Here is a 23843-nt window from a genome sequence, read left to right as displayed (position 1 = left end):
AGGCGCATCAGCGCATCAGCCAGCCCGCCCTTTATTCGGCAGACAGCGGTGGCTTACGCAGCTTCGCCGCCCACCCAGGCCACCGAAGCCTGGCTCGATTCGGCCCGTTTCGCGGGCACGCACCGCCTGCAGAACGCACCGATCGCCGATAGCGCGTCGACCGACGAACTCAGGTAAAGCGCCTGCAGGTGAAACACGTGCCAGCGCGCGGCGTGGATTTCGAGCTGCACCTGCACGCCTTGCGCGGCTGCGCGTTCGGCCAGGCGTGTCGAATCCGACAGCAGGATCTCCTGGTCGCCGACGTGGATCAGCATCGGCGGCAGGCCGGCCAGATCGCGTTCGAGCAGGGTCGGGCCCTGGGCTCCGTACCAGGCGATGCCCTGTCGCAGCCAGCCGATGCGGATCATCGGATCGACACCCGCGAGCGTGCGGATGGTGTCGCCGGCAAGCCTGCTATCGGTGAACGGTGAGATCAGTGCGAGGCCGCCGGGCGCCTGGCCCTGGTCGCGCATGCGCAGGCCCACTTCGAGCGCGAGCGCTCCGCCGGCCGAATCGCCCGCGACCACGATGCGCTCCGGCTTGATGCCCTGCGCGATCATCGCGTGTACGCAGGCCATCGCATCGTCGATCGCGGCCGGATGCGGATGCTCGGGCGCGAGCCGGTAGTCCGGCGTCCACACCGGCAGCTGCGATGCGAGCGCGAGATGCGAGGTGATGCTGCGATGAGAGCGCGGGTTGCCGAGACAGAAGGCGCCGCCGTGCAGGTACAGGATCGCGGCGGCGCTCGCGGCGCGCCTGGCGCTGGTGATGACGACCGGGCGATCCGCGACGCGAATCGTCTTGTCGCGCGTGCCGAAGCGCTTCGGCATCAGGGTCACGATCACGGCGACGACGGCGCGCTCGACGCCGACCGGAAACGGCGGGCCGATGAAGGCGCGGAACGTCGTGCGCAGGATGCCGCGCATGAGCGCCGCGCTCGCGCGTTCGAACGGCGCGAGCGGCGCCGGAATTTTCAGCGCCGTGAGCGAGTCCGTCGATGGCAGCGCCGCCGCGAAGCGATACGCGCGCAGGCTGCTGAAGCGCGTCATGAAGCGGTACGAAAGCGTAAAGCCCGGCCAGTTCGTGCTGTTGTGCCCGTTGGCGTCGACATACCAGCTCTTGCAGCCGTTCCAGACCGTAGCGCCGAGCCGTTGCTGGATGCGCAGGTTGTAGCGCGAGTGGCGCTCGGCCTGCACTTCGACGACGTTCGCGCGCTGCATCCGCATGCGCCGGATGCAGCGCATGACATGCCGGATCTGGCTTTCGAGCATGTAGACGATGGAGTTGTGGCCGAGGTTGGTGTTCGGGCCATACAGCATGAAGAAGTTCGGAAATCCCGGAACCGTCATGCCGAGGTAAGCCATCGCACCACCGAGCCAGGCCTCGTTGAGATCGAGCCCGCGACGGCCGCGGATGCTCATCGGCGCGAGGAACTCGGTCGCCGAAAAACCGGTGCCGTAGACGATCGCATCGACTTCGTGCACGCGCCCATCCTGGGTCTCGACACCCGTGGGCACGATGCGCCGGATGCTTTCGGTCACGAGTTCGACGTTCTCCCTCGACATCGTCGTGAGGTAGTCGTCGCTGAGCAGGATGCGTTTGCAGCCGACCGGGTAATCGGGCGTGAGCTTGGCGCGTAGCGCAGCATCCGGAACGTCGCGCGCAAGCATGCGGCGGAACGGCCATTCCACCGCGATCTTCATGAGTGACTTGAAGCGCGTGAACGCGAGTGCGCGCGCCTCGTAGCGCAGGTAGATGCCGAGCCGATACAGCCGGCTCAGCGCCGGCACGGCGTGCATCAGGCGCTTTTCGAATGCGCTGTAGGCCCGGTCGGCCCGGCGCATCATCCAGGCCGGCGAGCGCTGGAACACGCTGAGCCGCTCCACCTGCGGCGCGATCGCCGGCACGAACTGGATCGCCGATGCGCCGGTGCCGATCACGGCCACGCGCTTGCCGGCCAGCGAGTAGCTTTCGTCCCAACTCGCCGAATGGAATCCGTGTCCCTCGAAGCTCTCGATGCCCGCGATCCTGGGTGTCGCCGGCCGGCTGAGCTGGCCGACGCCGCTGATGAGCAGTTTCGAACGCAGCTCCGAGCCGTCGCGCAGCAGCACGGTCCAGAGATTCCCGGTTTCGTCGTAGCGCGCCGAATGCACCTCGGCGCCGAAGCGCAGATGCCGCAGCAGGTCGTACTTGTTCGCGCAGTGACGCAGGTAATCGGCGATCTCGGGCTGGCGCGAGAACACATGCGTCCAGTCCGGATTCGGCTCGAACGAATAGGAGTACAGGTGCGACGGCACATCGCAGGCCGCGCCCGGATAGCGGTTGTCGCGCCAGACACCGCCGACATCCTGGGCTTTTTCGAGGATCACGAAGTCGTCGATGCGCTCGCGCCTGAGCGCGATGCCCATGCCGATGCCGGCGAAACCGGCACCGATGATGATCGCCGCGAGCGGGTTGCCGTGCTGGCTCATGCGTTCTCCTGCGCGCCTTTGGTCTGGATCGGGTGGTGGCGCTTTCGTCGGGCCTATGCTCGGTCCGGCGGCGATCGCAGGCCATGTCCGGCGAGGTCTTTTTATTTATTATTCGGGCCAATTCATGGCCCGAAACGGAAAATCAGCCGCGTGATCTTCTGGGACTTCAAGCGCAGCCCGGCGAGCGTGGACCTGCTCGTGGGCTTCGGCGCGGAGCTCGGCCTGTCGGCCTCGGCGCTGCTCAGGGGCAGCGGCATCTCGATCGCCCAGCTCAGCGATCCCAACGTCGAGCTCGCCGCGGTCAAGGAGCTCAAGGTCATCGCCAATCTCGTCAAGCTCAGTGGCGCGCCGAGCGGGCTCGGCCTGCAGGTCGGCCTGCGCTACCGGATCACGACCTACGGGCTCTGGGGCTACGGGCTCATCAGCAGCGCGACGGCGGCCGATGCGCTCGCGATGGCGCTGCGCTACCTGCCGCTGACCTACCTGTTCAACCAGATTCTCTATCGGCGCCAGGCCGGCGTGGCGACGATGCATTTCGATGCGCCCGATTTCACCGACGACCTGCGGCGCTTCGTGATCGAGCGCGACATGGCGGCCGCGGCGGCGCTCATGGGCGAGCTGGTCGGCGATGGCTTCGCGCTCACGCGCCTGCAGTTGCAGCCCGAGGAACGCGGAAAAGCCGGCCGGCGCCTGTTCGGGGTCGAGCCGGTTTATGCGGCAAGCAGCAACCAGCTCAGCTTCGATGCGAGCCTGCTCGCCCGCAGGCTGCCGGGAGCCAATCCGATCACCGCCGCGCTATGCGAGCAGCTCTGCGCGGAGCTGCTGCGCAGGCGCACGACGCAGGCCAGCACCAGCGACGTGATCCGTCAGTATCTGGAGATTCCAGGCGCCTCGCTGCCCGATCTCGCGACGATGGCGCGACATCTGAACACCAGCGAGCGCACGCTCAAGCGCAGGCTGCAGGGCGAGGGAACCTCGTTTCGCCTGCTGATCGAAAACCGGCGTCGCGCCTGGGCGCGTGAGCTGTTGCGCGAGGGCGAGCTGAGCGTCTCGGCGATCGCGGAGCGCCTCGGCTTTGCCGATGTGTCGAGCTTCTCGCAGGCGCACAAGCGCTGGCATGGGGTCTCGCCGAAGGCGAGGCGGCCGGGCTAGCGTCGGGCCGGTGCGGTGTAATTCCGGATCGGGCTCAGGCTGGTGTCGTTGAAGTACAGCAGGGTCGAGATCTGGCCCGCTTCGTAGGCCGTGCTGGCGGACTTGAAGGTGTAGGTGTCGGTGCTGACGTTGTATTGCTCGTCGACGGTTCCGTCGGGCCAGGTGACGCGAATATTGATGGGCTTGAAATCGGTGCGCCCCGAAATCTCCAGGCTGTTGTCGCTGGCACGCGTGATGGTTCCGACCGAGGCTCCGGCAATGTGCTTGGGCTGGATCTGCAGGTTCAGCGTGGCCTGGGCCAGCACCTGGTCCGAAGCGTCACGGGCCACGGCCTTCACCGTAAAGGTTCCGGTCTTGCTGTAGGTGTGCGTCACCGGATCGAGGTTGCGGACCGACAGGACCGGGCTGTCATCGCCGAACGACCAGTCGATCTGCGCCGGATACGAGTCGTAGATGGTCGCGTCGACGGTGTCGAAGCTCACGGCCTGGTCGGCGACCCAGGTCGACGAATCGCCCGCATCGATGCGAAACACGCGCGGCGGCTGCGCGGTCGAGAACGATCCGGTGACATTGATGAACTCGAAGTCGTCGTAATCGGTGCCGGAGCTGTTGTTGCCCGACTCGATGATCAAGGTGTTGAAGCGCGAGGCATCGCCGCTGTAGACATCGGTGAAGCAGTAGGACTGGCGAGAGAACGATCCGTCGCTCGCCGAAGCATTCATGTTCTGGCTTTGGCTGTTGAGCGTGATGCGGGTCGGCTGCGCGACGTTTTCCAGGCCTCGCACGTCGAGCACGAGGCAGAGTCCGGCCGGATACTGGGCGACCTGGGCCTTCGAGATCGGCCCGAGCCGCACGTTGATGCGCGTGCCCGAGCTGGAAACCTGCAGCTGGGAGTTCGCCGAGCCCGTGAAGTTCTGATCGCCCAGATGGGTGATGCGGTACAGCGGGCCGCTCGAAGCCGGGTTGAGTATCGCCACGTCCTGGCTGCCGAGCGGGCCGGTGGTGAGCAGGTCCGAGCCGCGAACCCGGCCGTTCGAATTGGACAGGTTGATCGTCTGGATCAGGTAGCCGTCCTTGTAGAGCGTGCCGGCGATGTACGGCGGGGCCGACCCCAGAATGTTGCCGAAATCGACCGAGAAGGTACCCGCCGCGTCGGTCACCGCTCGAAAGCTCTGCCCGCCGATGTCGAACAGCACCTCGGCATCGCTCAGCGGAGCCGAGCCGGTGGTGGCCTTGCCGGAATAGACCGACGGCGTGTCGGAAGCGCCTTCCTCTTCCGCGGGCGCGCAAGCCCCGAGCGCGAATCCGAGCATCAAAGCCGAGCCGAGTGCGAACTGCTTGAACGACCGCTGCGAAGTCGAAGTTGCCACGCTCATGCTGCTCCCGCGAATTGGATACGCCGCAAGTCGGGCGAATGCGCGAAAGCGTAGCGGCCGCCGCCGCGGTAAACCGCCCTCCAATTGGAGGGCGCTGCGGACTCGCGCAAGCGCGTAACGCGAGCGCGACGCACGATGCACTGACTGTTGTTGCCTGCCTGTCGGCATGGCGTGTTCGGCCGCGTGCGTGCCGCCCGTGCACGCTTCGCGCGCAAGCCGGATCCCGCGTCCCAGGCATGCCCGCGATCGCGGATCGCGGCCACATTCGCGCGAGGAATGGTGCTGCCACCGAATGAATTATCTGCGCCCGCGGCTGCGTTATAGCGTGATGCCGACAGAAGCCGCCCAGAACGGGTGGTGGCTCGGCGCGGCTCTCGGATCACCATCCGGTACGCCGATGCAGCGGCTTCGCATCATAAAAAGAGCGAGGAGAGAACATGTTCCGATTTTTGACGGTGCTGGCGGCAGCCGCTGTACTGGGCCTGCTCGCGGCCTGTGAAGGCGAGGATGCAGCGCGGAGCGAGTCAGCGCAGATGCTGAGTTGCGCGCAGCTGTCCGACTTGAAGATTGCAGCTGCCGATATCGGTCTGCAGACGGGCGGCGCCAGCGTGAGCGCGGCCGAGTCCCTGAGCGCCGATGCAGCACCGGGGAGTGCAGCCGCCGGCTACTGTCTGGTTACGGGCAAGATCCTGCCCGTGGATCCGCTGGCGCCGAACATCGAGTTCAAGGTGGCACTGCCGACGAACTGGAACTCGAAAGGGCTCATGCTCGGTGGCGGCGGCTACAACGGCACGATACCGAACGTGGCCGGCACGATGCTCAACTCGCTCGGCGCGAGTCCGCTGGCGCGTGGCTACGCGGTCTTTGCGAGTGATGGCGGGCATCAGGCTTCCACGCTTCCGAATCCGGCCGCGTTTGGATTGAATGAGGAGGCTTACCGGAACTGGATGGGGGATGCGCTGAAGAAAACGCGCGACGTGGCGCAGGTTCTGATCAAGGCGAGCTATGGTCGTGAGCCCTCGAAGTCCTACTTCCTCGGGTCGTCCAATGGCGGTCGCGAGGCGCTGACCGTTGCCGCCCGCTGGCCCGAAGACTGGGATGGCGTGGTGGCCTTGTATCCCGGGCGCCGCTTCACCTCCACGGTGGTGGCGGGTGCCGCGGTGTTGCACGCCTTTGCCGAGCCGGGCGCTTTGCCCAACCGGGCCAAGCGCGGTCTGCTGCGTCGCGCTGCACTCGAAGCCTGCGATGTGCTCGATGGGCTTGCCGATGGCCTCATCGGCAACGTGAATGCCTGCAACGCACGCTTCGATCCGGCGACCGCGAGCCTGCATGGCGTGCCGCTGCGCTGTGCTGGTGGAGACGATCTGGGTGACAGCTGCCTGTCCGATCTGCAGCTCAGCGCACTCGGCGTGATGAACGGGCCTTTCCATTGGAATTTCGCGCTCGCGAGCGGTGAAACCAGCTTTCCAGGCTGGCCGGTGTACACCTCGGACCTCGGCATCGAAAGCCCGATCCCTGCGCTGGAGCCGCTGCAACTGGCGATCGCGACCCTGTCGATCGGCCTGTTGCCGCCGGGGTTTCCGGTGACCGAAGGCATGTCGTTCGCGACCGGTATCGTCGATGGACACCTGCGCTACGTCGTCGGCCGCGATCCGGACTTCAACTATTTCGACTTCAACCCGTACACCGGCTGGCCCTACGCCACCCGCTTGAGTGAGCTGTCGGCGGTCGATGCGGCGGATGCCGAGCTGGCGAAGTTCGCGGCCAAGGGCGGCAAGCTGCTGATGATGCATGGCACCGAAGACATGACCGTGAGCCCGCGAACCTCGGAGCTCTACTATCAGGGGCTGCAGGCCAGCCTGGGCGGGCCCACCGTCGAGTCCTTCGTTCGGTACTACCTGGTGCCGGGCTTTGCGCACTCCATCAGCTCCACGTTCAATGCGCAGTGGGATCAGCTGTCGGCGCTGGAGGCCTGGGTGGAACGGGATATCGACCCGCGATCCAACCAGATCGTGATCGACAGCGTCGGCGTCCCGGGCCGCAGCAGGCCGCTGTGCCCCTATCCCACGTTTGCGAAGTACAAGGGCAGCGGCGATGTCAACACAGCGGCCTCATTCGTCTGCGCCTCTAGCTAGATTCAACAAGCCCTGAAACGCGATCTGGAAGCTCCCGCATGTCCCCACTTTATGGAAACCCGCAGTGATTCGTGACGATTCGGTATCAGGCGCGAGCTTGCAGGCGAGCCAGCACCGCGACGGCGAGCGCTATCGCTATGTCGTCGCCGTGGTGCTCGCTCTGGTCTACATGCTGAACTTTCTCGATCGGCAGATCCTGTCGATTCTTGCCGAGCCGATCAAGCTGGAACTCGGCCTCAGCGATACGCAGCTGGGTCTGCTCACCGGCCTGACTTTCGCGCTGTTCTACACGCTGTTCGGTATCCCGGTGGCCTTGATCGCCGATCGCTGGAATCGCGTTCGCGTGATCGCGGCGGCCTGCAGTCTGTGGAGCCTGTTCACGGCGGCTTCGGGATTCGCCGGCAGCTTCCTGAGCCTGGCGCTGGCGCGCGTGGGCGTGGGGATCGGCGAGGCCGGTTGCTCACCTCCGGCGTACTCGATCCTGTCGGACTACTTTCCGCCGGAGCGCCGCGGCCGTGCGCTGGGCATCTACGTGCTGGGAGTGCCGGCCGGCAGCCTGATCGGTACTGTCGCAGCGGCGTGGATCGCCGCGCACTATGGTTGGCGGGCGGCCTTCATCAGCGTCGGATTGCTCGGCCTGCTGGCGGCGCCCCTGATCCTGCTGCTCATCAGGGAGCCGCAGCGAGGGCGCTACGATGCTGGCGGACGGGCCCAGCCGCCGGGCGCTGCGCTGGATGCGTTCCGCTTCTTCTTTCGCAGCCCCGCGCTGGTGCTCAACGCCATCGCCTCGGGTCTCACGGCCTTCGTGAGTTACGGAATCATCAACTGGACGCCGGCGTTTCTCACGCGCGTGCAGGGCATGACGCTCCCACAGATCGGTACCTATTACGGCCTGGTGCTGGCAGGGTCGATGGTGGTGGCGAGCTGGCTCGGCGCCGTGTTTTCGGATCGGCTCGGCGCCCGCAATGCGGTTTACTACCCACTGCTTCCGGGGCTGGGCCTCGTCTTCATGATTCCGCTGCTGATCGGGTTCACGCTGGCATCGAGCTGGCAGATGTCCTTGCTGCTCATGATCATTCCAGTGGTGCTGACTTCGACGTATCTGGTGCCGGCGCTAGCCCTGCTGCAGAACCGCACGCCGGCGCGCTATCGCGCAACGGCCAGCTCGCTGCTGCTGTTCTTGATCAATCTCACGGGACTCGGTTGCGGGCCGCTGCTGGTCGGTGCCATCAGCGATTGGCTCGCTCCGGTGTATGGGGATCGCTCGCTCGTCTACGCGTTGCAATGCCTGATTCCGTTTGCATTGCTCGCATTCGCGTTCCAGTGCGCGTCGGCCTGGGCGATACGCAAGGAAAGCAGAGCGGTCAGCACGGGCTAGCTCCCTGTGCATGCCAAAGCAAAGCCCGCCATTGGCGGGCTTTGCTTTGAGAGCGCATGAGGATTCGCGTGTCGCTGAGGCTGCAGGGCAGTACCGCCGCAATCGGCGGATTCAAGCGGAACTCATGGGCTCAGGCGCGCATCCAGTTGCCCGGGCGGCGCTCGGTGACTGCGCGAATCCCTTCTGCGAAATCGGCTGTCGTTCGCAAGCGCAATTGCTCAGCGGCTTCGTGTTCGGTACGTGACTTCAAGGCTTCGAGCAGGCCCATGCGCAAGGTCGAACGCGTGGCTTCGACGGCCAGGGGCGCGTTCTCCGCAATCGCGCATGCGAACTCCAGCGCGGCATCGAGCAGCTGATCTTCGGCGACGATCCGATCGGCCAGCTGAATGGCGTGAGCTTCTTTTCCGGTCAAGCGACGACCGGTGTAGAACAGCTCCGCAGCGCGCTGCGGCCCCACCACGCGCGGGAGTGTGTAGGTCATCGCAAAACCGGGATGAATGCCGAGCTTGACGAAGTTTGCCGACAGGCGACTCGAAGGCGCGACGATGCGAAAGTCGGCGACCAGCGCAAGGCCCAGCCCGCCACCGATCGCCGCGCCCTGGACGGCCGCAACGATCGGCTTGCGGATCGCAAACAAGCGCATCGCCTCGGCATAGAGAGTCGCCGGTTCTTCCTGGCCATCGACCAGATCGGCGCCGGCGCAGAAGTTGCGCCCCCGGGAGCACAGCACGATGGCGTTGACCTCGGGCTCACGCTCGGCCTGCTCGAAGGCATCGGCAAGCTGGGCCAGCAAGGGCGTGCTGAAATGATTGCGCGAGCCACTGGAGAACTCGATTCGCGCGATGCGGCCTTGCCGCTCCCAGCGCACGACGGGTGCAGCGAGATTGGCCGTGCTCATTTTGGTGGATTCTCGGCTGCGGTGACTGCCAGGGCGGCCATGCGCTCTTCGCGCAACTGCAGGCGTCGCGCCTTGCCGGCGTCGTCGCGAAGGTCGGCAGAGACGAATTCGTAGCTGCGCGGAATCTTGTAGCGAACCAGCTGCGTCTTAAGGAACTCGGCGAGCGCTTCGGCATCGATGCGGTTCCGAGCCTCATCGGCCAGTTGAACGATCGCGTGCGCCCGATTCCCTAGATCATCGTCGGGCAAGCCGATCACGACGCAGGAGCGCACATCGGGATGACGGCCGAGCGCGTTCTCGACTTCGGCCGGATAAATGTTCACGCCGCCGGAAATCACCACGTCGGTGCGGCGGTCGGCGAGATAGAGATAGCCGGCTTCGTCCACATGGCCGAGATCGCCGAGCGACACCCAGTCACCCGACTGCTTGGCGCTCGCACCGAGATACGAAAAGTTGCCGCGCCGATGTTGGGGCGGGCGGAAATAGATTTCACCGACGACACCCGCTGCGCATTCGCGACCGTCCGCGTCCAGAACCCGCATTTCGGCTCCCCCGGCCGCGCGGCCGACCGAGCCCTTGTGCTGCAGCCATTCGGTTCCGCTGATGCTCGTGGCGCCCACACCCTCGGTTCCCGCGTAGGCTTCGACGATGCGCTCGGGACCCAGCCATTCGATCCAGCGCTCCTTGAGCCATGTTGGGCAGGGCGCTCCGAGGTGCAGCACGGTGCGCAGGCTCGACAAGTCGTAGGACTCGCGAACCTCGGCGGGCAGATGCCAGATGCGCGACATCATCGTCGGCACCATCATGGTGTACTGCACGCGATGACGCTGGATCAGTTGCAGGCTGCGCTCGGCATCGAAGCGCTCCATGTTGACCACCTGTCCGCCCGCGAACAGACACTGATGTGCGGAGCTGAAAGCCGCGTTGTGATACAGCGGGCCCGGATTGAGGATGATGTCGCGCGCCTGTTGCAGCGCGTAGCTCGCACGCTGCGGGTCGGTCGTGCCCGCCACGTGCGTGAGGATGACCTTGGGCCGTCCGGTCGAGCCGCCACTCGTGATCGCTTTCCAGCAGGCGGGAATGCGTGATTCGATGGCTTCGGTCGAAAACTCGGCGCCCGGGTCGACTCCGGCGCTCAACTGCGTTGCAGCAGCCGATTCGCCGCCAACGACCAGCCGCGGCTTGACCGTCTCGATGATCATGTCGAGCTCGGATCGCGTGAGCTTGGGTGACACAGGGCAAGGCGTGGCCCCGAGCTTCCACAGTGCGAACGTGGACTCGAAGAACTCGATTGAGTTGGGCAGTGCGAGCAGCACCAGATCGTCGTGGCCGACACCCAGGCTTTTGAACAGGCGAGCACGGCGATTGGCACGCGCATCGAGTTCCGAATAGCGCAGCGTAAGGCCATCGTGCGTCAGCGCGGGACGATCGCCCCGCGCGGCATGATGAGCCAGAACATCTCCCAGCGGAATGGCTACCGCCTTGTCAGGTTCACTCAAACGAAGAGCTCCAGAAGCATCGCATGACGGATAGTGCGCAGGCGCGAGCAGCAAGCGCCCGCTGCTGCTCGCGCTCATCGGAACGCAGGGCGCGAAGTCGATGGAAACATAGCGGCGGGCACGGGCGGGCGTCCAATGAGTAGGACTCGCGCTTCATGCGCATCACGCATGACGGCCATTCCGTTTGCGAACGGCGAGAGAGGACAACTCATTGGACTGACCTCGTCCGTCCCAACACAATCGCGCACCACAACCCAGACCGGCTGCCAGCCGGCAGCGAACGGAGATCGGGATGCACCAGGCGTACGACTATGTGGTCATCGGCGGGGGCTCGGCGGGCAGCGTGCTGGCGAGTCGCTTGAGCGAAAGCGCCGAACTGCGCGTGCTGCTGCTGGAGGCGGGGCCCGCCGACGACAGCCTCTTTCTGCGCATGCCGCTGGCCTTTCGCCTGCTTCGCGCCAAGATGATGTTCGACTGGGGTTACGACTCCGAGCCCGAGCCGTTCGCGAACCTGCGACGCATTCCGGCGGCGCGCGGAAAAGTGCTCGGCGGTTCGTCGTCCGTCAACGGCATGATGTATTCACGAGGGCATCCGCTCGATTACGAGGAGTGGGTGCGATTGGGCGCGACGGGGTGGTCCTACGAAGAGGTACTGCCTTTCTTCAAGCGCTCCGAGCGCAACTGGCGCGGTGAATCGCGCTGGCACGGCGGCGGCGGTGAAATGCCGGTGTCGGCGATGTCTCGGGACGATGCCCTGACGCAGGCCCTGGAGTCGACGGCGCGCAAGCTGGGCTATGCGGTGAGCGAAGACTTCGAAGGCGAAACGACCGAAGGATTCGGTCTGCCGGATCTGACCATCGGCGGCGGGCGGCGCGCGAGTGCCTCGACGGCTTTTCTGGCGCCTGCGAAAAGGCGCGCCAATCTCAGCGTGCTGACGTCGGCGCATGCCTGTCGCCTGGTGATCGAACGGAATCGCGCGGTGGCCGTCGAGTACATCCATGCGGGCAGGGTGCATCGCGCCGAAGCGCGTCGAGAGATCGTGCTGAGTGGCGGCGCTTATGCATCGCCGCAGCTGCTGATGCTCTCGGGAATCGGCCCCGCCGATCAGCTGCACGCAAAGGGCCTGGCGGTGCAGCTGGATCTGCCGGGCGTCGGGCAAGGCTTGCAGGAACATCCCCTCGTGGCGATGGGCTTTCGCGGCAAGAAGCCTTTTGCGCTTGGCGAATGCTTGCGCGCGGATCGCGTTGCGTTGGCGGCCATGGCCTGGCAGTTCACCGGACGCGGCTTCATGGGTACGCAGCCGCTGTCGTCTGCGGCCTTCTACAAATCCAGCCCCGATTGCGAGCGACCGGACCTGGAGAACCTGTTCATGCCGACGAGTCTCGACGCGCAGGTGTGGTTTCCGGGCGTGCGCGCGCGCAAGGCGGACGTCATGACCTCGCTGAACGTGGTGCTGCACCCTGCGAGTCGCGGCTATGTGGACCTCAACTCGACCGACCCGCTGGACAAGCCTCGCATCCGCTTCAACCTGCTGGCGGAACCGAGTGATGTCGCGGGGCTGCGACACAGCATTCGCTGGACGCGCGAACTGCTATCGACGCAGCCGATCGCGGACTACGTCGGGGACGAGATATTTCCCAGCGCTGCAATGAAAACGGATGCCGAACTCGATCGCTATATCCGGCAGACGGCGGTCACAGCCCAGCATCCGACCAGCACATGCCGCATGGGCAGCGACCCGCAATCGGTGGTCGATCCGCAGCTGCGGGTTCACGGCATCGACGGCCTGCGTGTAGCGGATGCTTCGGTGATGCCGACGGTCATCGGCGGCCACACCAATGCGCCGGCCATCATGATCGGCGAGCGTGCCGCCGCGTTCATGCTCGGCGCTGCCTGAGCCTCGGACTGCAGTTCGCGTCTTGCCGGCGTACGCTGCGGCAACGGAAGCCATCCACTGCCGCAGCGGTACAGCCGCCGAGCACGAGGTGCTGAGCGCTGCCTCGGCCGCTCCAGTCGCTCATCGGCAACTCACTGCAGCGCGGTGATGATGGTCTTGATCTCGGTGAAGGCCTCGATGCCATCCGCGCCGCCTTCACGTCCCCAGCCTGATTGCTTGAAGCCGCCAAAGGGCAGGTGAGGGCTGACGATCATCCCGCTGTTGATCGTGATGGTGCCGGCGCGGATGCGGCGAGCCACACGATGCGCGGCGGCAACATCGCGCGACCAGATGTTCGCGGAGAGCCCATAGATGCTGTCGTTGGCGATGGCGGGGATGGCATCGGCATCGTCGAGCGGTGTGACCACCAGCACCGGCCCGAAAATTTCTTCACGCACGATTCGGCTGTCGGGTCGCGCATCGGCGACGATGGTGGGTTCGACGAAATAACCGACGCTGCCATGTGCACGCCCGCCGCAGGCGATGGTCGCGCCCTGTTCGCGCGCTTCGGCAATGAAATCGAGTACGCGACGCTGCTGCAGCTGCGAGACCAGCGGGCCCATCGTCGTCTGTGGGTCGATGCCCGGACCGAGCCGAAATGACCGCGCTTGCGCGATGAGGCCCGTGAGCACTTCATCGTAGCGTTCCCGCGCGACATAGAGTCGCGAGGCCGCCGCACACATCTGGCCGGCGTTGCGGAAGATGCCGTTGGCGGCGGCGGCAATGGCCTTGCCCAGATCGGCATCGCCGAGGATGAAGTTGGGTGACTTGCCGCCGAGTTCGAGCGTCAGGCGCTTGAGGTTTCCGCGCGCGGCAACCAGCAGGTCTTTGCCGACCGCGGTGGAGCCCGTGAATGAAATCTTGTCGACATCGTCATGAGCCGCCAGGGCGGCGCCCGCTTCGCGGCCATGACCGGTGACCACGTTGACGACACCGGCCGGCACTCCGGCGTCCAGCAGGATCTGGCCGAGGCGGATCGCGGTGAGCGAGGTGAGCTCCGCGGGCTTCAGGACCACGGTGCATCCGGCCGCGAGCGCAGGGGCGACTTTGACCGCCGCGTTCACGAGCGGAAAGTTCCACGGCACGATCAGCGCCACGACGCCGATCGGCTCGCGCAGGGCGACGCTGACGTACTCTCCGGGCGCATCGACGGCGGGGCTGCGGCCATCGAGCTTGCTGCACCAGCCGGCCCAGTAACGGAACGCGGCCGCGGCGGCGGGCAAGTCCATGTTGCGGGCAGCGGTGATGGGCTTGCCGTTGTCCAGGGTTTCGAGCACCGCGAGTTCGTCGGCCTGCTGGTCGATCAGTTCGGCGACCCGCCACAGAATCTGCGCCCGCTTGCTGGCAGCCAGCCCGGTCCAGCGGCTTTGTTCGAAGGCTGCGCGTGCCGCAGCCACGGCCTGGTCGACGTCTGCTGCACTGGCTGCCCCGATCGCGGCGAACGGCTCGGCACTGGAGGGGTCCAGCACCTCGATCGTGCCCTGGCCGCCGACGACCCACTCGCCACCGATCAGCATGCGAAGCGGCTCGGCGAATGCGATGCGCCCGCCGGACGACGGGCCTGTGCTTGTCTCCACCACGGAATCTCCTCGGGTTGCTTGGCTGGGCCGCTGTCGACGGAGCGCGTGCGGTCTGTAGCAAGCTGACGCTACCGGACGTGGCAGTGCCCGCACAGTGCCTTTTGCGTCGAGCACATTCCTCAAAAGCATCGCCAGCCGATATTCCCTTCGCGCATGCCCAAACCGCGAAAGGCATTTCATTCGAGCGCGAGAGCCCAGTTAGCCTGCACCTACCCAAGCCCTATCGCGGCAACGGACGGATGCAGTAGCCGCCGCGACGAAGGGCCATAAAAACGATGGAGGAGAGTGTTCGTGAAAGCATTGCAGCCCATGGTGTTGCGTTTGTGCGTGACCACCGCCGCATCGCTGGTGTTGACGCCGGTCGCCATCGCCCAGCCCGGAGAGCCCGCGGCCGATGCCACTGCGCAGGCTGAGGTCGATAGCGGTCCCGAGCCGGCGGCAGATGATTCGTCCGAGGCCGCGTCGTCTGAGCGTACCGGCGCCGCGGCGGCAGTAGACGATTCGTTTGCAGTCGAAGAGATCGTGGTGACGGCGCAGAAGCGCGAGCAATCGCTGCGCGAGGTGCCGATGTCGATCACCGCCGTCAGCGGTGACGAGCTCAGCGAAAAAGGCATCAGCGATGTCGAAGGCCTGGTCAAGGTGACGCCGGGTCTGAGCTATGTCGAGAGCGGCAGCGGTGTGCCGGTGTATTCGCTGCGCGGCGTTGGGTTCTTCGATACCAGCCTGGGCGCGCGGCCCACGGTGGGCGTCTATACCGACGAGGTGCAGCTGCCGTTTTCGATCATGTCGCAAGGCGCGGCGCTGGATCTGCAGCGCGTGGAAATTCTCAAAGGCCCTCAAGGCACCTTGTTCGGCCAGAACGCGACGGGCGGTGCGATCAACTACATCGCGGCCAAGCCCACGCAGGATTTCGAAGCGGGCGTGTCGACTAGCCTGGGGCGTTTCTACACCAGCGACACCACGGGCTATGTGAGTGGAGCGCTGGCGCCCACGCTCAATGCGCGTCTGGCGGGCCGCGTCGCCAGCTCGGATGACTGGCAGAAGAGCGATACGCGCGATGACAGCCTGGGACAGAAGCGCTTCTACCAGGGCCGCTTTCTGCTCGACTGGACCCCGAGCGACCGTCTGTTCTTCGAACTCAATGCCAATGGCTTTCACGATGGCTCCGATACGCAGGCCGCCCAGCTGGTCGGCCGCATCTACTCATCGCCGGCTTACAGCAGTGAAGTTCCGATCGTCGTCAATCAACCGGTCGCACCGTCCAACAACCGTGCGGCGGATTGGGATCCGGAGCGGCAGCTGCGCCGCGACAACGACTTCTATCAGTACGCGCTGCGAGGCGAGCTGCAAGCCAGCGATGCAGTTACCATTACTTCGCTGACGGCCTACTCGCATATGCGCGTGGAGCAGCTGGTCGATCAGGACGGTACGGCCGCAACGGCCTCGCTGACCAACGTGGCCGGCGTGCTCTCCTCGTTCTCGCAAGAACTGCGGGCAGCGGCCAATGTGGGGAGGGCAACCGTCGTCGTGGGCGCAAACTATTCGCACGACAAGTCCGAAGAGGAATCGCTGTTCCAGTTCCCCTATACGACGAGCTCGTACTCGACGATTCCCGGCATGCGCACCACCGCGTCGCAATTGAGAGGGCGGCAACGATTCAACACCAAGGCGGTATTCGGCAACGTCGACTTCGCGTTCACGGATGAGCTGCTTGCCCATGCGGGCCTGCGCTACACCGACGTGGATCTGCACTATGTGTCCTGCTCGGCGGCAGGCGATGCAACGTCGGCGGCGACTTACGGCACGCTGGTGAATGTGTTGCGTGGGCGCGCCGGCCTGCCCGCCGTATCTGTCGGCGTCGGTAGCTGCATCTCGCTGGATTCCACACTGACGCCGGGGGAAATCGATGCCGAGCTCAAGGAGGACAATGTCTCCTGGCGTGCGGGCCTGGACTGGAAGCCCGCGGCCGACACCCTTTTCTACGCCAACGTCAGCAAGGGCTACAAGTCTGGCAGCGCTCCCACCTTGCCCGCGATCGAGCAATCCGAACTTGCGCCGGTGACGCAGGAGTCCGTGCTGGCCTATGAGGCAGGCCTCAAGCTCGGGTTGTTGAATCGTCGCATCGATCTGACTGCTGCGATCTTCGATTACGAATACCAGGACAAGCAGCTGCAGGGCCGCAGGCCCACCGTTCTCGGTGTGTTGCCGGGTCTGGTGAACGTACCCGACTCACGCATTCGCGGCGTGGAGTTTCAGGTCGACACCTACCTGCAGCGGACCATGCGCCTGACCTTGGCCGGCACCTATCTCGACTCGGAGGTCAGCAAGGACTTCGACAACTACTCCATCCTCGGCGACGCGGCCAACTTCAAGGGCAACGATTTTCCATACACGCCCAAATACCAGCTGGTGGCCGACTGGAGCTACGAACGCGGCTTGAGCGAGCAGCTCGATGGAGTCGTCGGTGTCAATGCCAACTACCGAAGCTCCACCAACGCCGGCTTTGGCGACGATGAGCGGCTCGCAATCGATGCCTACACGCTGGTCGATCTGAGGGCCGGCGTGAAGAGCAGCGACGAGCAGTGGTCGGCGATCGCCTTCGTCCGCAACCTCACCGATGAGTACTACTGGACCAATGTGGCGAGACAGTCGGACGTCATTCGTCGCTATGCGGGACAGCCGCGCATGTATGGTTTGCAGCTGAGCTTCAAGTTCTAACAGCGTTGCTCGAGCTGTCTTGTGCATGAGACGCGGACGCAAAGGACGCGTCTCATTTTTCGTTGCCGATGGAGCTTTCGGTGTCCTGGACGGCGCGCAGAAAAGCACGCACCGCCGGCTTGGGCTCCCAGCGCTTGCGCAGCGCGCAACACATGGGCGAGGGCGGCAGCGCTTCGATCATGTCGAGTGCAACGAAGCGAGCCTTGAAGTTGGCCGTCTGGGCATAGGGAACCGAGACGATGCCGATCGCATCCGAGCTGGCCACGATCTGCCGAACAAGCGGAAAGTAGTCGACGACGTGGACGTGCCGGCGCCATTCCATGCCCTTGTCTTCGAAGATCTTGCGAATGAAAGAGCCGTAAGGGCGGCCGTCCGAAGGGCTCACGTAGTCGAAGTCTGCGAGGTCATCGAGCGTGATCGTGGATCGTTCGAGTATCGGATGCTCACGGCGCACGAAGTGGACCGATGCCACGGCGGCAACAGGCTCGCGGCGAAGGTCTGTCCATTCGCTGAAAGCCGCATCGAGTCCGAGCGCAACATCGATCGAGCCTGCGCGCAGCAGTTGCACGGTGCGCTCGAACGTCGTCGCGCTGACGTCGAACTTGATGCCGGGATGACGGCTCAGCAGCAAGCGCAGCGGCGCGATCAGGCGCCACTCCAGCGAGGCGGGTCCCACACCGACACGCAAGGTTCCGGAGAAATAGTCATCCTGTTTCGAGGGGCGGCGCAGCAGCTCGTCGGTGTCCTCGAGCAGACGCGTGGCGCGATCGACGAAGTCGCGACCTTCCGGCGTAAGGAAAGACCCGCGCGAAGTGCGATAGAAGATCGAGTAGCCGATCTGCTGCTCGAGGTCGGCGACGCTACGCGTGATCGCAGACTGCGTGACGAATGCCGCTTCCGCCGCAGCTGTGAACGATCCTGTGCGAGCAACCGCCACGACGTACTTCAAACGTACATCCACTGGCATTCCTCGGATTCATGAGCGGGTCGGATAATGAATTTCACCTACCTTCGTGTCAATGACAGCCTTGTGTAGTTCAAAGATCAGGAGAGATCACGATGCTACGCAGGAACAACGCTGCACATCGCCGCCGTGCAATCGAGGCAGCCGCATGAGCATGCTGGAAGGCAAGGTGGTGGTCGTGACCGGAGCCGGCCGGGGCATCGGTCGCGCCATCGCGCTGCAATGCGCTGCCGAGGGCGCGCGAGTGGTCGTCAACGATTTTGGTGGATCGTCCGACGGCACGGGTGATGATGCGGCGCCGGCGCATGCAGTCGTCAACGAGATCTGTTCCGGTGGCGGCGAGGCGGTGGCCAACACGGCCAGTGTTGCCGAATGGAGCGGTGCGCGCTCGATCATCGAGTCTGCGCTGTCCGCGTTCGGTCGCGTCGATGCGGTAGTGAACAACGCCGGGTTCCTGCGCGATCAGATCTTTCACAAGATGGACGTCGAAGACTGGAATGCCGTGATCGGCGTGCATCTGAGCGGCTGCTTCTATGTGGCGCGAGCGGCAGCACCCTATTTTCGCGAGCAAGGTTCGGGGGCACTGGTGCATTTCACTTCGACCACCGGGCTTATCGGCAACGTCGGCCAGGCCAACTATGGTGCGGCCAAGGCGGGCGTGGTGGGTTTGTCCACCGCGATCGCGCTGGATATGCGCCGCTACGGTGTGCGTTCCAACTGTGTCGCGCCCACTGCCTGGACGCGACTCATCGATACGGTTGCGGCGGACACGCCAGCGAAGCAGGCGCGGCTCGAAGCTCTCAAGGCGATGTCGCCAGACAAGATCGCGCCGCTGGTGGTGTTCCTGTGCTCCGATGCGGCATCGGAGGTGAGTGGGCAGGTCTTTGGCGTGCGCAAGAACGAAGTCTTCCTCTACTCGAGGCCGACGATCGTTCGCACGATGCAGCGCGCGGAAGGCTGGACTCCGGCTTCCTGCGCCGACATCTTGTTGCCGGCGATGCGGCCCAGCTTCCAGCCCTTGCTGAGCACGCCCGAGCTCATTTCGTGGGATCCGCAATGACGGTCGGCATTCAGCGTATCGGTGCCTACGTGCCGCGCCTGCGCTTGCAGCGTGCCGAGATCGTGCGTGCGACGGCCTGGTTCAATCAGGCGACGGCGGCCAGTGCGCGCGGCGAGCGCGCCATGGCCAACTGGGATGAAGATGTGTTGACGATGGCAGTCGAGGCCAGTCGCGACTGCCTGCATGAGCGCAGCCGTGAGGACATCGCGCGAGTCGTGCTCGCATCGACCTCATTGCCGTTCGCCGATCGACTCAACGCGGGTATCGTCAAGGAGGCGCTTGGCTTGCCGGACGAGATCGGTGCGTTCGACGTCACCGGTTCGCAGCGTGGCGGTGCCTCTGCCTTGCTCAGCGCACTGGAGTCCTGTGCGAGTGCGGGGCCGGTGCTCTGCGTGGCTTCGGAGCAGCGCACCGCTTGCGCGGCTTCGCCGGCCGAACTCGCGAATGGTGATGCGGCCGTTGCGTTGCTGGTCGCTGCAGGTGCCGGTATTGCCGAGTTCGTCGGCGGGCATAGCACGACGGTGGATTTCGTCGATCGCTTCCGGGCGACGGACCGAGCGTACGATTACGAGTGGGAAAGTCGCTGGATACGCGATGAGGGCTATCTGCAACTGATCCCGCAGGCCATAGAAGCGGCGCTGCGCAAATGCGGAGTCGAGGCGACGCAAGTCGATCATCTCGCGCTGGGCCTGCCGATCGCCGGGACAGAGCGCGTCATCGCCGCTGCAGCCGGCGTCGCAGTGGACTGCCTGGTGCCTTCGCTGCACGAAAGCCTCGGCTATGCCGGTGCGGCTCAGCCGCTGCTGTTGCTGGCCCGGGCGCTGGAGCGTGCCGTTCCCGGGCAAGTCGTGGTGGTCGCGGCCTTCGGCCAAGGTGTGGATGTGCTGGTGTTTCGGACGACCGAGGCGCTGGCTGTTCCGACGCCAGCCTTGGGGCTCAAGGCCTGGCTTGCCAGGCGCAAGCCCGAAAGTAACTACGTGAAGTATCTGTATTTCACGCGGCAGTTGAAGCTAGACGAGGGCATGCGTGCGGAGCTGGATCTGAAGACGCCAGCGTCGATGCTCTATCGAGATCGCCGCACGGTGCTGGCTTTGGTGGGCGGCAAGTGCAGCGAGACGGGCGCAGTGCAGTACCCGAAATCGGCGATCTCGGTGGATCCCGAGGCGCGGACCGTCGGCACGCAGAGCGATTATCCGCTGGCCGATCTGCGTGCGCGCCTCGTCAGTTTCACTGCGGACTGGCTCGCATACACGCCCGACCCGCCCAGTTGCTACGGCATCGTCGATTTCGACGGTGGCGGTCGCATGCTGGCCGATATCGTCGATATCGATGAAGAGGGACTGCCGGTGGGGGCGGCGCTGCGCATGATGTTCCGGCTCAAGCGTCGTGATGCGCGCGGCTTCCGGCACTACTTCTGGAAGGCCGTCCCGGATTATCGCCGCGCACCCGATGACGGAGTTTCCAATGGCTAGTGGCATCAAGGACAAGGTCGCGATCATCGGCATGGGCTGCGCTCGTTTCGGCGAGCGCTGGGACTGCGATGGTCCGTCGCTGATGGTCGAGGCGTTTCAGGAGGCGGTCGCGGACGCGGGTATCGATCCGCGCGAACTGCAGGCCGGCTGGTTCGGACACGCGGGCAATGCGGTAGGGCCGGGCGCGATCCCGCTCGCGCTGGCACTGCGCCTGCACAATATCCCGGCCACGCGCGTGGAAAATGCCTGCGCTACCGGCACCGAAGCTTTGCGCGGAGCGGCTTACGCGGTGGCCAGTGGAGCGTGCGACATCGCGTTCGCTCTCGGGCTCGAAAAGCTCAAGGATGCGGGCTATGGCGGGCTGCCGGCCGCATCGCGGGGCCCCTTTTATGACGCGACCAACGCGAATCTCACCGCGCCGGGGGCTTTTGCCCAGCTCGCATCGGGCTATGCGGCGAGGCATGGGATTGCGAAGGCTGATCTCAAGCGGGCGATGGCCCATATCTCGGTCAAGAGCCATGCGAATGCCGCGCGCAATCCCAAGGCGCATTTGCGCAAGCCCATCAGCGAAGCGCAAGTGTTGTCGGCGCCGATGATCGCCGACCCTCTGGGACTCTACGATTGTTGCGGTGTGTCCGACGGCGCGGCCTGCGCCATTGTCACGACGCCAGAAATCGCGCGCGCCTTGGGCAAGCGCGATGTAGTCACGATCAAGGCCTTGCAGCTTGCTGCAACGGGCGGATGGGAGGCGCAAGGCCAGGGCTGGGATTACAGCCATGTGCCGACCACGCGTGCCGCGGCCGCCCGCGCCTACGCCGAGGCGGGCATTCGCGATCCCCGAGTCGAGCTGAGCCTGACCGAGGTTCACGACTGCTTCTCCATCACCGAGCTCGTGACGATGGAAGACCTGGGGCTCAGCAGCGAGGGGCGAGCGCTCTACGATGTGCTGGACGGCAAGTTCGACGCCGACGGAAGTCTTCCATGTCAGATCGACGGCGGACTCAAATGCTTCGGCCATCCCATCGGTGCCACCGGCATTCGCATGGTGTACGAGAACTATCTGCAGCTGCTGGGTCGTGCAGGACCGCGGCAACGACAGCAGCCGGTGGTGAATGCGTTGGCGCACAACCTGGGTGGCGCGCCCTTTCACGGCATCTGTTCCATCTCGATCGTGGGCCTCTTGCAATAAGGCCAAGGCGGCGGGCCTGCGTGCGGATTCAGCACATCGAGGGTGGGTTACGCGCTACGCGTAACCCACCCCACAAAGCCTTACTTCGCAGCCGGCACGTAATGCAGGCGGAACGGCAGCTTCGGCGCCTGGCCCTTGAGCGCGGGGTCGAGCAGGTAGCCGTTCTGGCCTTCGCTGATCCAGTAGCCCTTGCCGACCTGCACGACGCCGGTCGGCACGGTGAAGCCGTCCTTGATCGTTTCGACTTTCGCGGTGTCGCCGCTGATGACGAGCTTGTCGAGGCTGCCGCCGCCTTCGACGAGCAGCAGCGAGCCATCGGCGCCGAGGCGCAGCGCATCGGGCTGATCGAGCGGACGCGAGGTCTTGAGTTCGGTCACCGTGCCGGGCGCGCCGTTCTTCACGTCGACGCGCAGCAGTTCGCCCGAGCCGATCTTGTTGACGATCAGATTGCCGCTCGCATCGAACACCAGGCCATCGAGACCGCCGCCGTTCTTCGGTGCGAACAGCGGATCGGTCTTCCACACGCCGAGCGTCTTCTGATCGGCCGACAGCTTCAGAATCTGCGGAGCGAGCGTGTCGGTCACATAGACCGCGCCGCTGCCGTCGATCGCGATGTCGTTGCAGACGGAGCCTCCGGCCGGCGGGGTCGGTGCCGGGAAGGAGGCGCTGACTTTCTCCTTGCCGCTGGCCAGATCGAAGCCTTTCAGGAAGCTGCCTTTCTGCGTGCCCGGGCTGGCGATGCCGATGATGGTCATGTCGTTGCTGCACACCCACAGCAGCTGGCGCGATTCGTCGACGAGCACGCCGAGCGTGGAGCGCGTGCCCGCTGCGCCCGGCGCGAGCCAGGCCTCGGGCTTGCCCTGCGGACGGATGCGCAGAATGCCGCCGCCTTCGAGGTTGCTCACGTAGAGCGTGCCGTCGCGGCTGGCGGTGATGCTCTCGGGAAACGCGCGATCGCCCGGCAGCTCGATCGAGCCCGGAGCGGCGGCTTGGGCACCGAACGAAACGGCGGCGAGCGCCGCGGCGCAGATGCTGGTTTTGACTCGAAACATGAAACTCTCCTCGGAGAATTGAAAGTTGCGCGCGAGCACGCTCGGGTTTCTCGGGCACGAACAGGCCCGACCGGTGCGCTCGCGCCGGTTGCGTGGGTACAGCGTTCTCGTGAGGGCCAGCTTTTTGCCGGCTTTTACAGACTTTTTTGAGCCCCTAGAACAGCGTTTGGGGCTTGATGGTTTTATCGAGCAGCGCGAAGGTTTCGACGAGGTGCGTCTTCAGTTGGCCGCGTCCTTCATTCGCGAGCCATTGATCGAGTGCGGTGCGAAAGCTGCCGACGCCGATGCGTGCGAGCAGAGCCGCTCCGACTTCGCTGCGCCGCCCGGCCGGCAGGCGTTCGAACAACACGGACGCGATGCGATCCTCCCATTCCGCATGCTTCTGCAAACTGTATTGGCGCAGGCTCGGATCGCGATCGATCATGTAAGCCAGCGAGTAGGAATCGATGCCGCTGGAGACGAGTTGCTGCGAGAGGGCGATGAAGATTTCGAGCAGCGACAGCAGCGGCGCTTCTTTCGCGGGCCTGGCTCGCAGCGAGGCTTCGAGAAAGTCCGACATGCCGCGCATCGCGGCCATCAGGATGTCGCCCTTGGTCTCGAAGTAGCGGAACAGCGTGCGGCGCGAAATCTCCGCCGCTTCGGCGACCTGATCGACTGTCGTCGCATCGAAGCCTTGCTTCACGAACAGGCGCAGGCCAGCGTCCATGATGTCCTGGCGCACGCGCTCCTGCTTGCGCTCGCGCAGGCCGGATTTGCTCGTGGGGTCGGGCGCGGCGACATCGATCATGCGGCGCACGATAGTGGCACTTGGTGTCATTTGCAATCGAGCGCCGGTACAAGGCAAGACAGCATCCGATGATCTTCCCGACGGCCCGACGGCCCGACGGCCCGACGGCCCGACGGCCAGCCGCCAGCGCAAGCTGC

General features: G+C 65.1%; 16 protein-coding genes. 8 read left to right on the top strand and 8 right to left on the bottom strand.

All coding sequences use genetic code 11. From position 1 onward, the window contains the following. Window positions 1-53 precede the first annotated feature (53 nt). Window positions 54-2510, bottom strand: coding sequence for a flavin-containing monooxygenase (locus WQQ_RS21025; RefSeq protein ID WP_007187279.1), 2457 nt, complete (start codon window positions 2508-2510; stop codon window positions 54-56). A gap of 150 nt (window positions 2511-2660) precedes the next feature. Between WQQ_RS21025 and WQQ_RS21020 the strand changes: the two genes are divergently transcribed. After that, window positions 2661-3662 carry an AraC family transcriptional regulator gene (locus WQQ_RS21020; protein WP_007187278.1) on the top strand — a complete coding sequence of 334 codons (1002 nt, stop codon included), beginning with the start codon at window positions 2661-2663 and terminating at the stop codon, window positions 3660-3662. Here WQQ_RS21020 and WQQ_RS21015 read toward each other — a convergent pair. Then, entirely contained in the window at window positions 3659-5038 is a 1380-nt protein-coding gene (locus tag WQQ_RS21015) for a PKD domain-containing protein (protein ID WP_007187277.1), read from the bottom strand. The genes WQQ_RS21020 and WQQ_RS21015 overlap by 4 nt on opposite strands. A 437-nt stretch (window positions 5039-5475) precedes the next feature. Here WQQ_RS21015 and WQQ_RS21010 point away from each other — a divergent pair, with 437 nt between their 5' ends. Further along, window positions 5476-7173 (top strand): tannase/feruloyl esterase family alpha/beta hydrolase, encoded by a 1698-nt coding sequence (locus WQQ_RS21010; RefSeq protein ID WP_007187276.1) that lies wholly within the window; start codon window positions 5476-5478, stop codon window positions 7171-7173. A gap of 64 nt (window positions 7174-7237) precedes the next feature. Further along, entirely contained in the window at window positions 7238-8551 is a 1314-nt protein-coding gene (locus WQQ_RS21005; RefSeq protein WP_007187275.1) for a spinster family MFS transporter, read from the top strand. 130 nt (window positions 8552-8681) lie between these two features. Here the strand turns inward: WQQ_RS21005 and WQQ_RS21000 are convergent, their stop codons facing one another. After that, window positions 8682-9449 carry an enoyl-CoA hydratase/isomerase family protein gene (locus WQQ_RS21000; RefSeq protein WP_007187274.1) on the bottom strand — a complete coding sequence of 256 codons (768 nt, stop codon included), beginning with the start codon at window positions 9447-9449 and terminating at the stop codon, window positions 8682-8684. Further along, window positions 9446-11026 carry an AMP-binding protein gene (locus WQQ_RS20995; protein WP_007187273.1) on the bottom strand — a complete coding sequence of 527 codons (1581 nt, stop codon included), beginning with the start codon at window positions 11024-11026 and terminating at the stop codon, window positions 9446-9448. Before WQQ_RS20995 ends, WQQ_RS21000 begins: the two co-directional genes overlap by 4 nt. Window positions 11027-11240: 214 nt before the next feature. Between WQQ_RS20995 and WQQ_RS20990 the strand changes: the two genes are divergently transcribed. Further along, a complete protein-coding gene (locus tag WQQ_RS20990; RefSeq protein ID WP_007187272.1) occupies window positions 11241-12845 on the top strand; it encodes a GMC family oxidoreductase in 1605 nt (534 codons plus the stop codon). A gap of 131 nt (window positions 12846-12976) precedes the next feature. Here the strand turns inward: WQQ_RS20990 and WQQ_RS20985 are convergent, their stop codons facing one another. Then, on the bottom strand, window positions 12977-14401 hold the full coding sequence (locus tag WQQ_RS20985; RefSeq protein WP_040455268.1) for an aldehyde dehydrogenase family protein: 1425 nt from the start codon (window positions 14399-14401) through the stop codon (window positions 12977-12979). Between the two features lie 354 nt (window positions 14402-14755). Here WQQ_RS20985 and WQQ_RS20980 point away from each other — a divergent pair, with 354 nt between their 5' ends. Continuing rightward, on the top strand, window positions 14756-17182 hold the full coding sequence (locus WQQ_RS20980; RefSeq protein ID WP_007187270.1) for a TonB-dependent receptor: 2427 nt from the start codon (window positions 14756-14758) through the stop codon (window positions 17180-17182). 52 nt (window positions 17183-17234) lie between these two features. On the opposite strand, the gene WQQ_RS20975 is transcribed toward WQQ_RS20980, so the two are convergent. After that, complete coding sequence (locus WQQ_RS20975) at window positions 17235-18149, bottom strand: LysR family transcriptional regulator (RefSeq protein ID WP_416187315.1); 915 nt, start codon at window positions 18147-18149, stop codon at window positions 17235-17237. A 151-nt stretch (window positions 18150-18300) separates the two neighbouring features. Between WQQ_RS20975 and WQQ_RS25030 the strand changes: the two genes are divergently transcribed. Genes WQQ_RS25030 through WQQ_RS20960 form a run of 3 tightly spaced genes read left to right on the top strand, consistent with a single transcriptional unit; the run spans window position 18301 to window position 21867 of the window. Next, the gene (locus tag WQQ_RS25030) at window positions 18301-19206 is read left to right on the top strand and encodes an SDR family NAD(P)-dependent oxidoreductase (RefSeq protein WP_040455471.1); all 906 of its coding nucleotides are present in this window, start codon (window positions 18301-18303) and stop codon (window positions 19204-19206) included. Continuing rightward, window positions 19203-20678 (top strand): OB-fold domain-containing protein, encoded by a 1476-nt coding sequence (locus WQQ_RS25360; RefSeq protein WP_007187267.1) that lies wholly within the window; start codon window positions 19203-19205, stop codon window positions 20676-20678. The genes WQQ_RS25030 and WQQ_RS25360 overlap by 4 nt, the downstream gene beginning before the upstream one ends. Continuing rightward, window positions 20671-21867, top strand: coding sequence for an acetyl-CoA acetyltransferase (locus WQQ_RS20960; protein WP_007187266.1), 1197 nt, complete (start codon window positions 20671-20673; stop codon window positions 21865-21867). The genes WQQ_RS25360 and WQQ_RS20960 overlap by 8 nt, the downstream gene beginning before the upstream one ends. Before the next feature lie 80 nt (window positions 21868-21947). Here the strand turns inward: WQQ_RS20960 and WQQ_RS20955 are convergent, their stop codons facing one another. Beyond that, window positions 21948-22919, bottom strand: coding sequence for a Vgb family protein (locus tag WQQ_RS20955; RefSeq protein WP_007187265.1), 972 nt, complete (start codon window positions 22917-22919; stop codon window positions 21948-21950). 154 nt (window positions 22920-23073) lie between these two features. Beyond that, entirely contained in the window at window positions 23074-23706 is a 633-nt protein-coding gene (locus WQQ_RS20950) for a TetR family transcriptional regulator (protein ID WP_050997797.1), read from the bottom strand. Window positions 23707-23843 lie beyond the last annotated feature (137 nt).

The organism is Hydrocarboniphaga effusa AP103 (assembly GCF_000271305.1).
In the GTDB taxonomy this organism is placed as follows: domain Bacteria; phylum Pseudomonadota; class Gammaproteobacteria; order Nevskiales; family Nevskiaceae; genus Hydrocarboniphaga; species Hydrocarboniphaga effusa.
Note: the sequence above shows the minus strand (reverse complement) of the source record. Positions and strands in the feature narration are given on the sequence as shown.

Coding starts and splice junctions, on each gene's coding strand:
- WQQ_RS21025 (WP_007187279.1), bottom strand. CDS start 2,510: ATGAGCCAGCACGGCAACCCGCTCGCGGCGATCATCATCGGTGCCGGT.
- WQQ_RS21015 (WP_007187277.1), bottom strand. CDS start 5,038: ATGAGCGTGGCAACTTCGACTTCGCAGCGGTCGTTCAAGCAGTTCGCA.
- WQQ_RS21010 (WP_007187276.1), top strand. CDS start 5,476: ATGTTCCGATTTTTGACGGTGCTGGCGGCAGCCGCTGTACTGGGCCTG.
- WQQ_RS21000 (WP_007187274.1), bottom strand. CDS start 9,449: ATGAGCACGGCCAATCTCGCTGCACCCGTCGTGCGCTGGGAGCGGCAA.
- WQQ_RS20995 (WP_007187273.1), bottom strand. CDS start 11,026: ATGAGCGCGAGCAGCAGCGGGCGCTTGCTGCTCGCGCCTGCGCACTAT.
- WQQ_RS20990 (WP_007187272.1), top strand. CDS start 11,241: ATGCACCAGGCGTACGACTATGTGGTCATCGGCGGGGGCTCGGCGGGC.
- WQQ_RS20985 (WP_040455268.1), bottom strand. CDS start 14,401: ATGCTGATCGGTGGCGAGTGGGTCGTCGGCGGCCAGGGCACGATCGAG.
- WQQ_RS20975 (WP_416187315.1), bottom strand. CDS start 18,149: ATGCCAGTGGATGTACGTTTGAAGTACGTCGTGGCGGTTGCTCGCACA.
- WQQ_RS25030 (WP_040455471.1), top strand. CDS start 18,301: ATGCTGGAAGGCAAGGTGGTGGTCGTGACCGGAGCCGGCCGGGGCATC.
- WQQ_RS25360 (WP_007187267.1), top strand. CDS start 19,203: ATGACGGTCGGCATTCAGCGTATCGGTGCCTACGTGCCGCGCCTGCGC.
- WQQ_RS20960 (WP_007187266.1), top strand. CDS start 20,671: ATGGCTAGTGGCATCAAGGACAAGGTCGCGATCATCGGCATGGGCTGC.
- WQQ_RS20955 (WP_007187265.1), bottom strand. CDS start 22,919: ATGTTTCGAGTCAAAACCAGCATCTGCGCCGCGGCGCTCGCCGCCGTT.
- WQQ_RS20950 (WP_050997797.1), bottom strand. CDS start 23,706: ATGATCGATGTCGCCGCGCCCGACCCCACGAGCAAATCCGGCCTGCGC.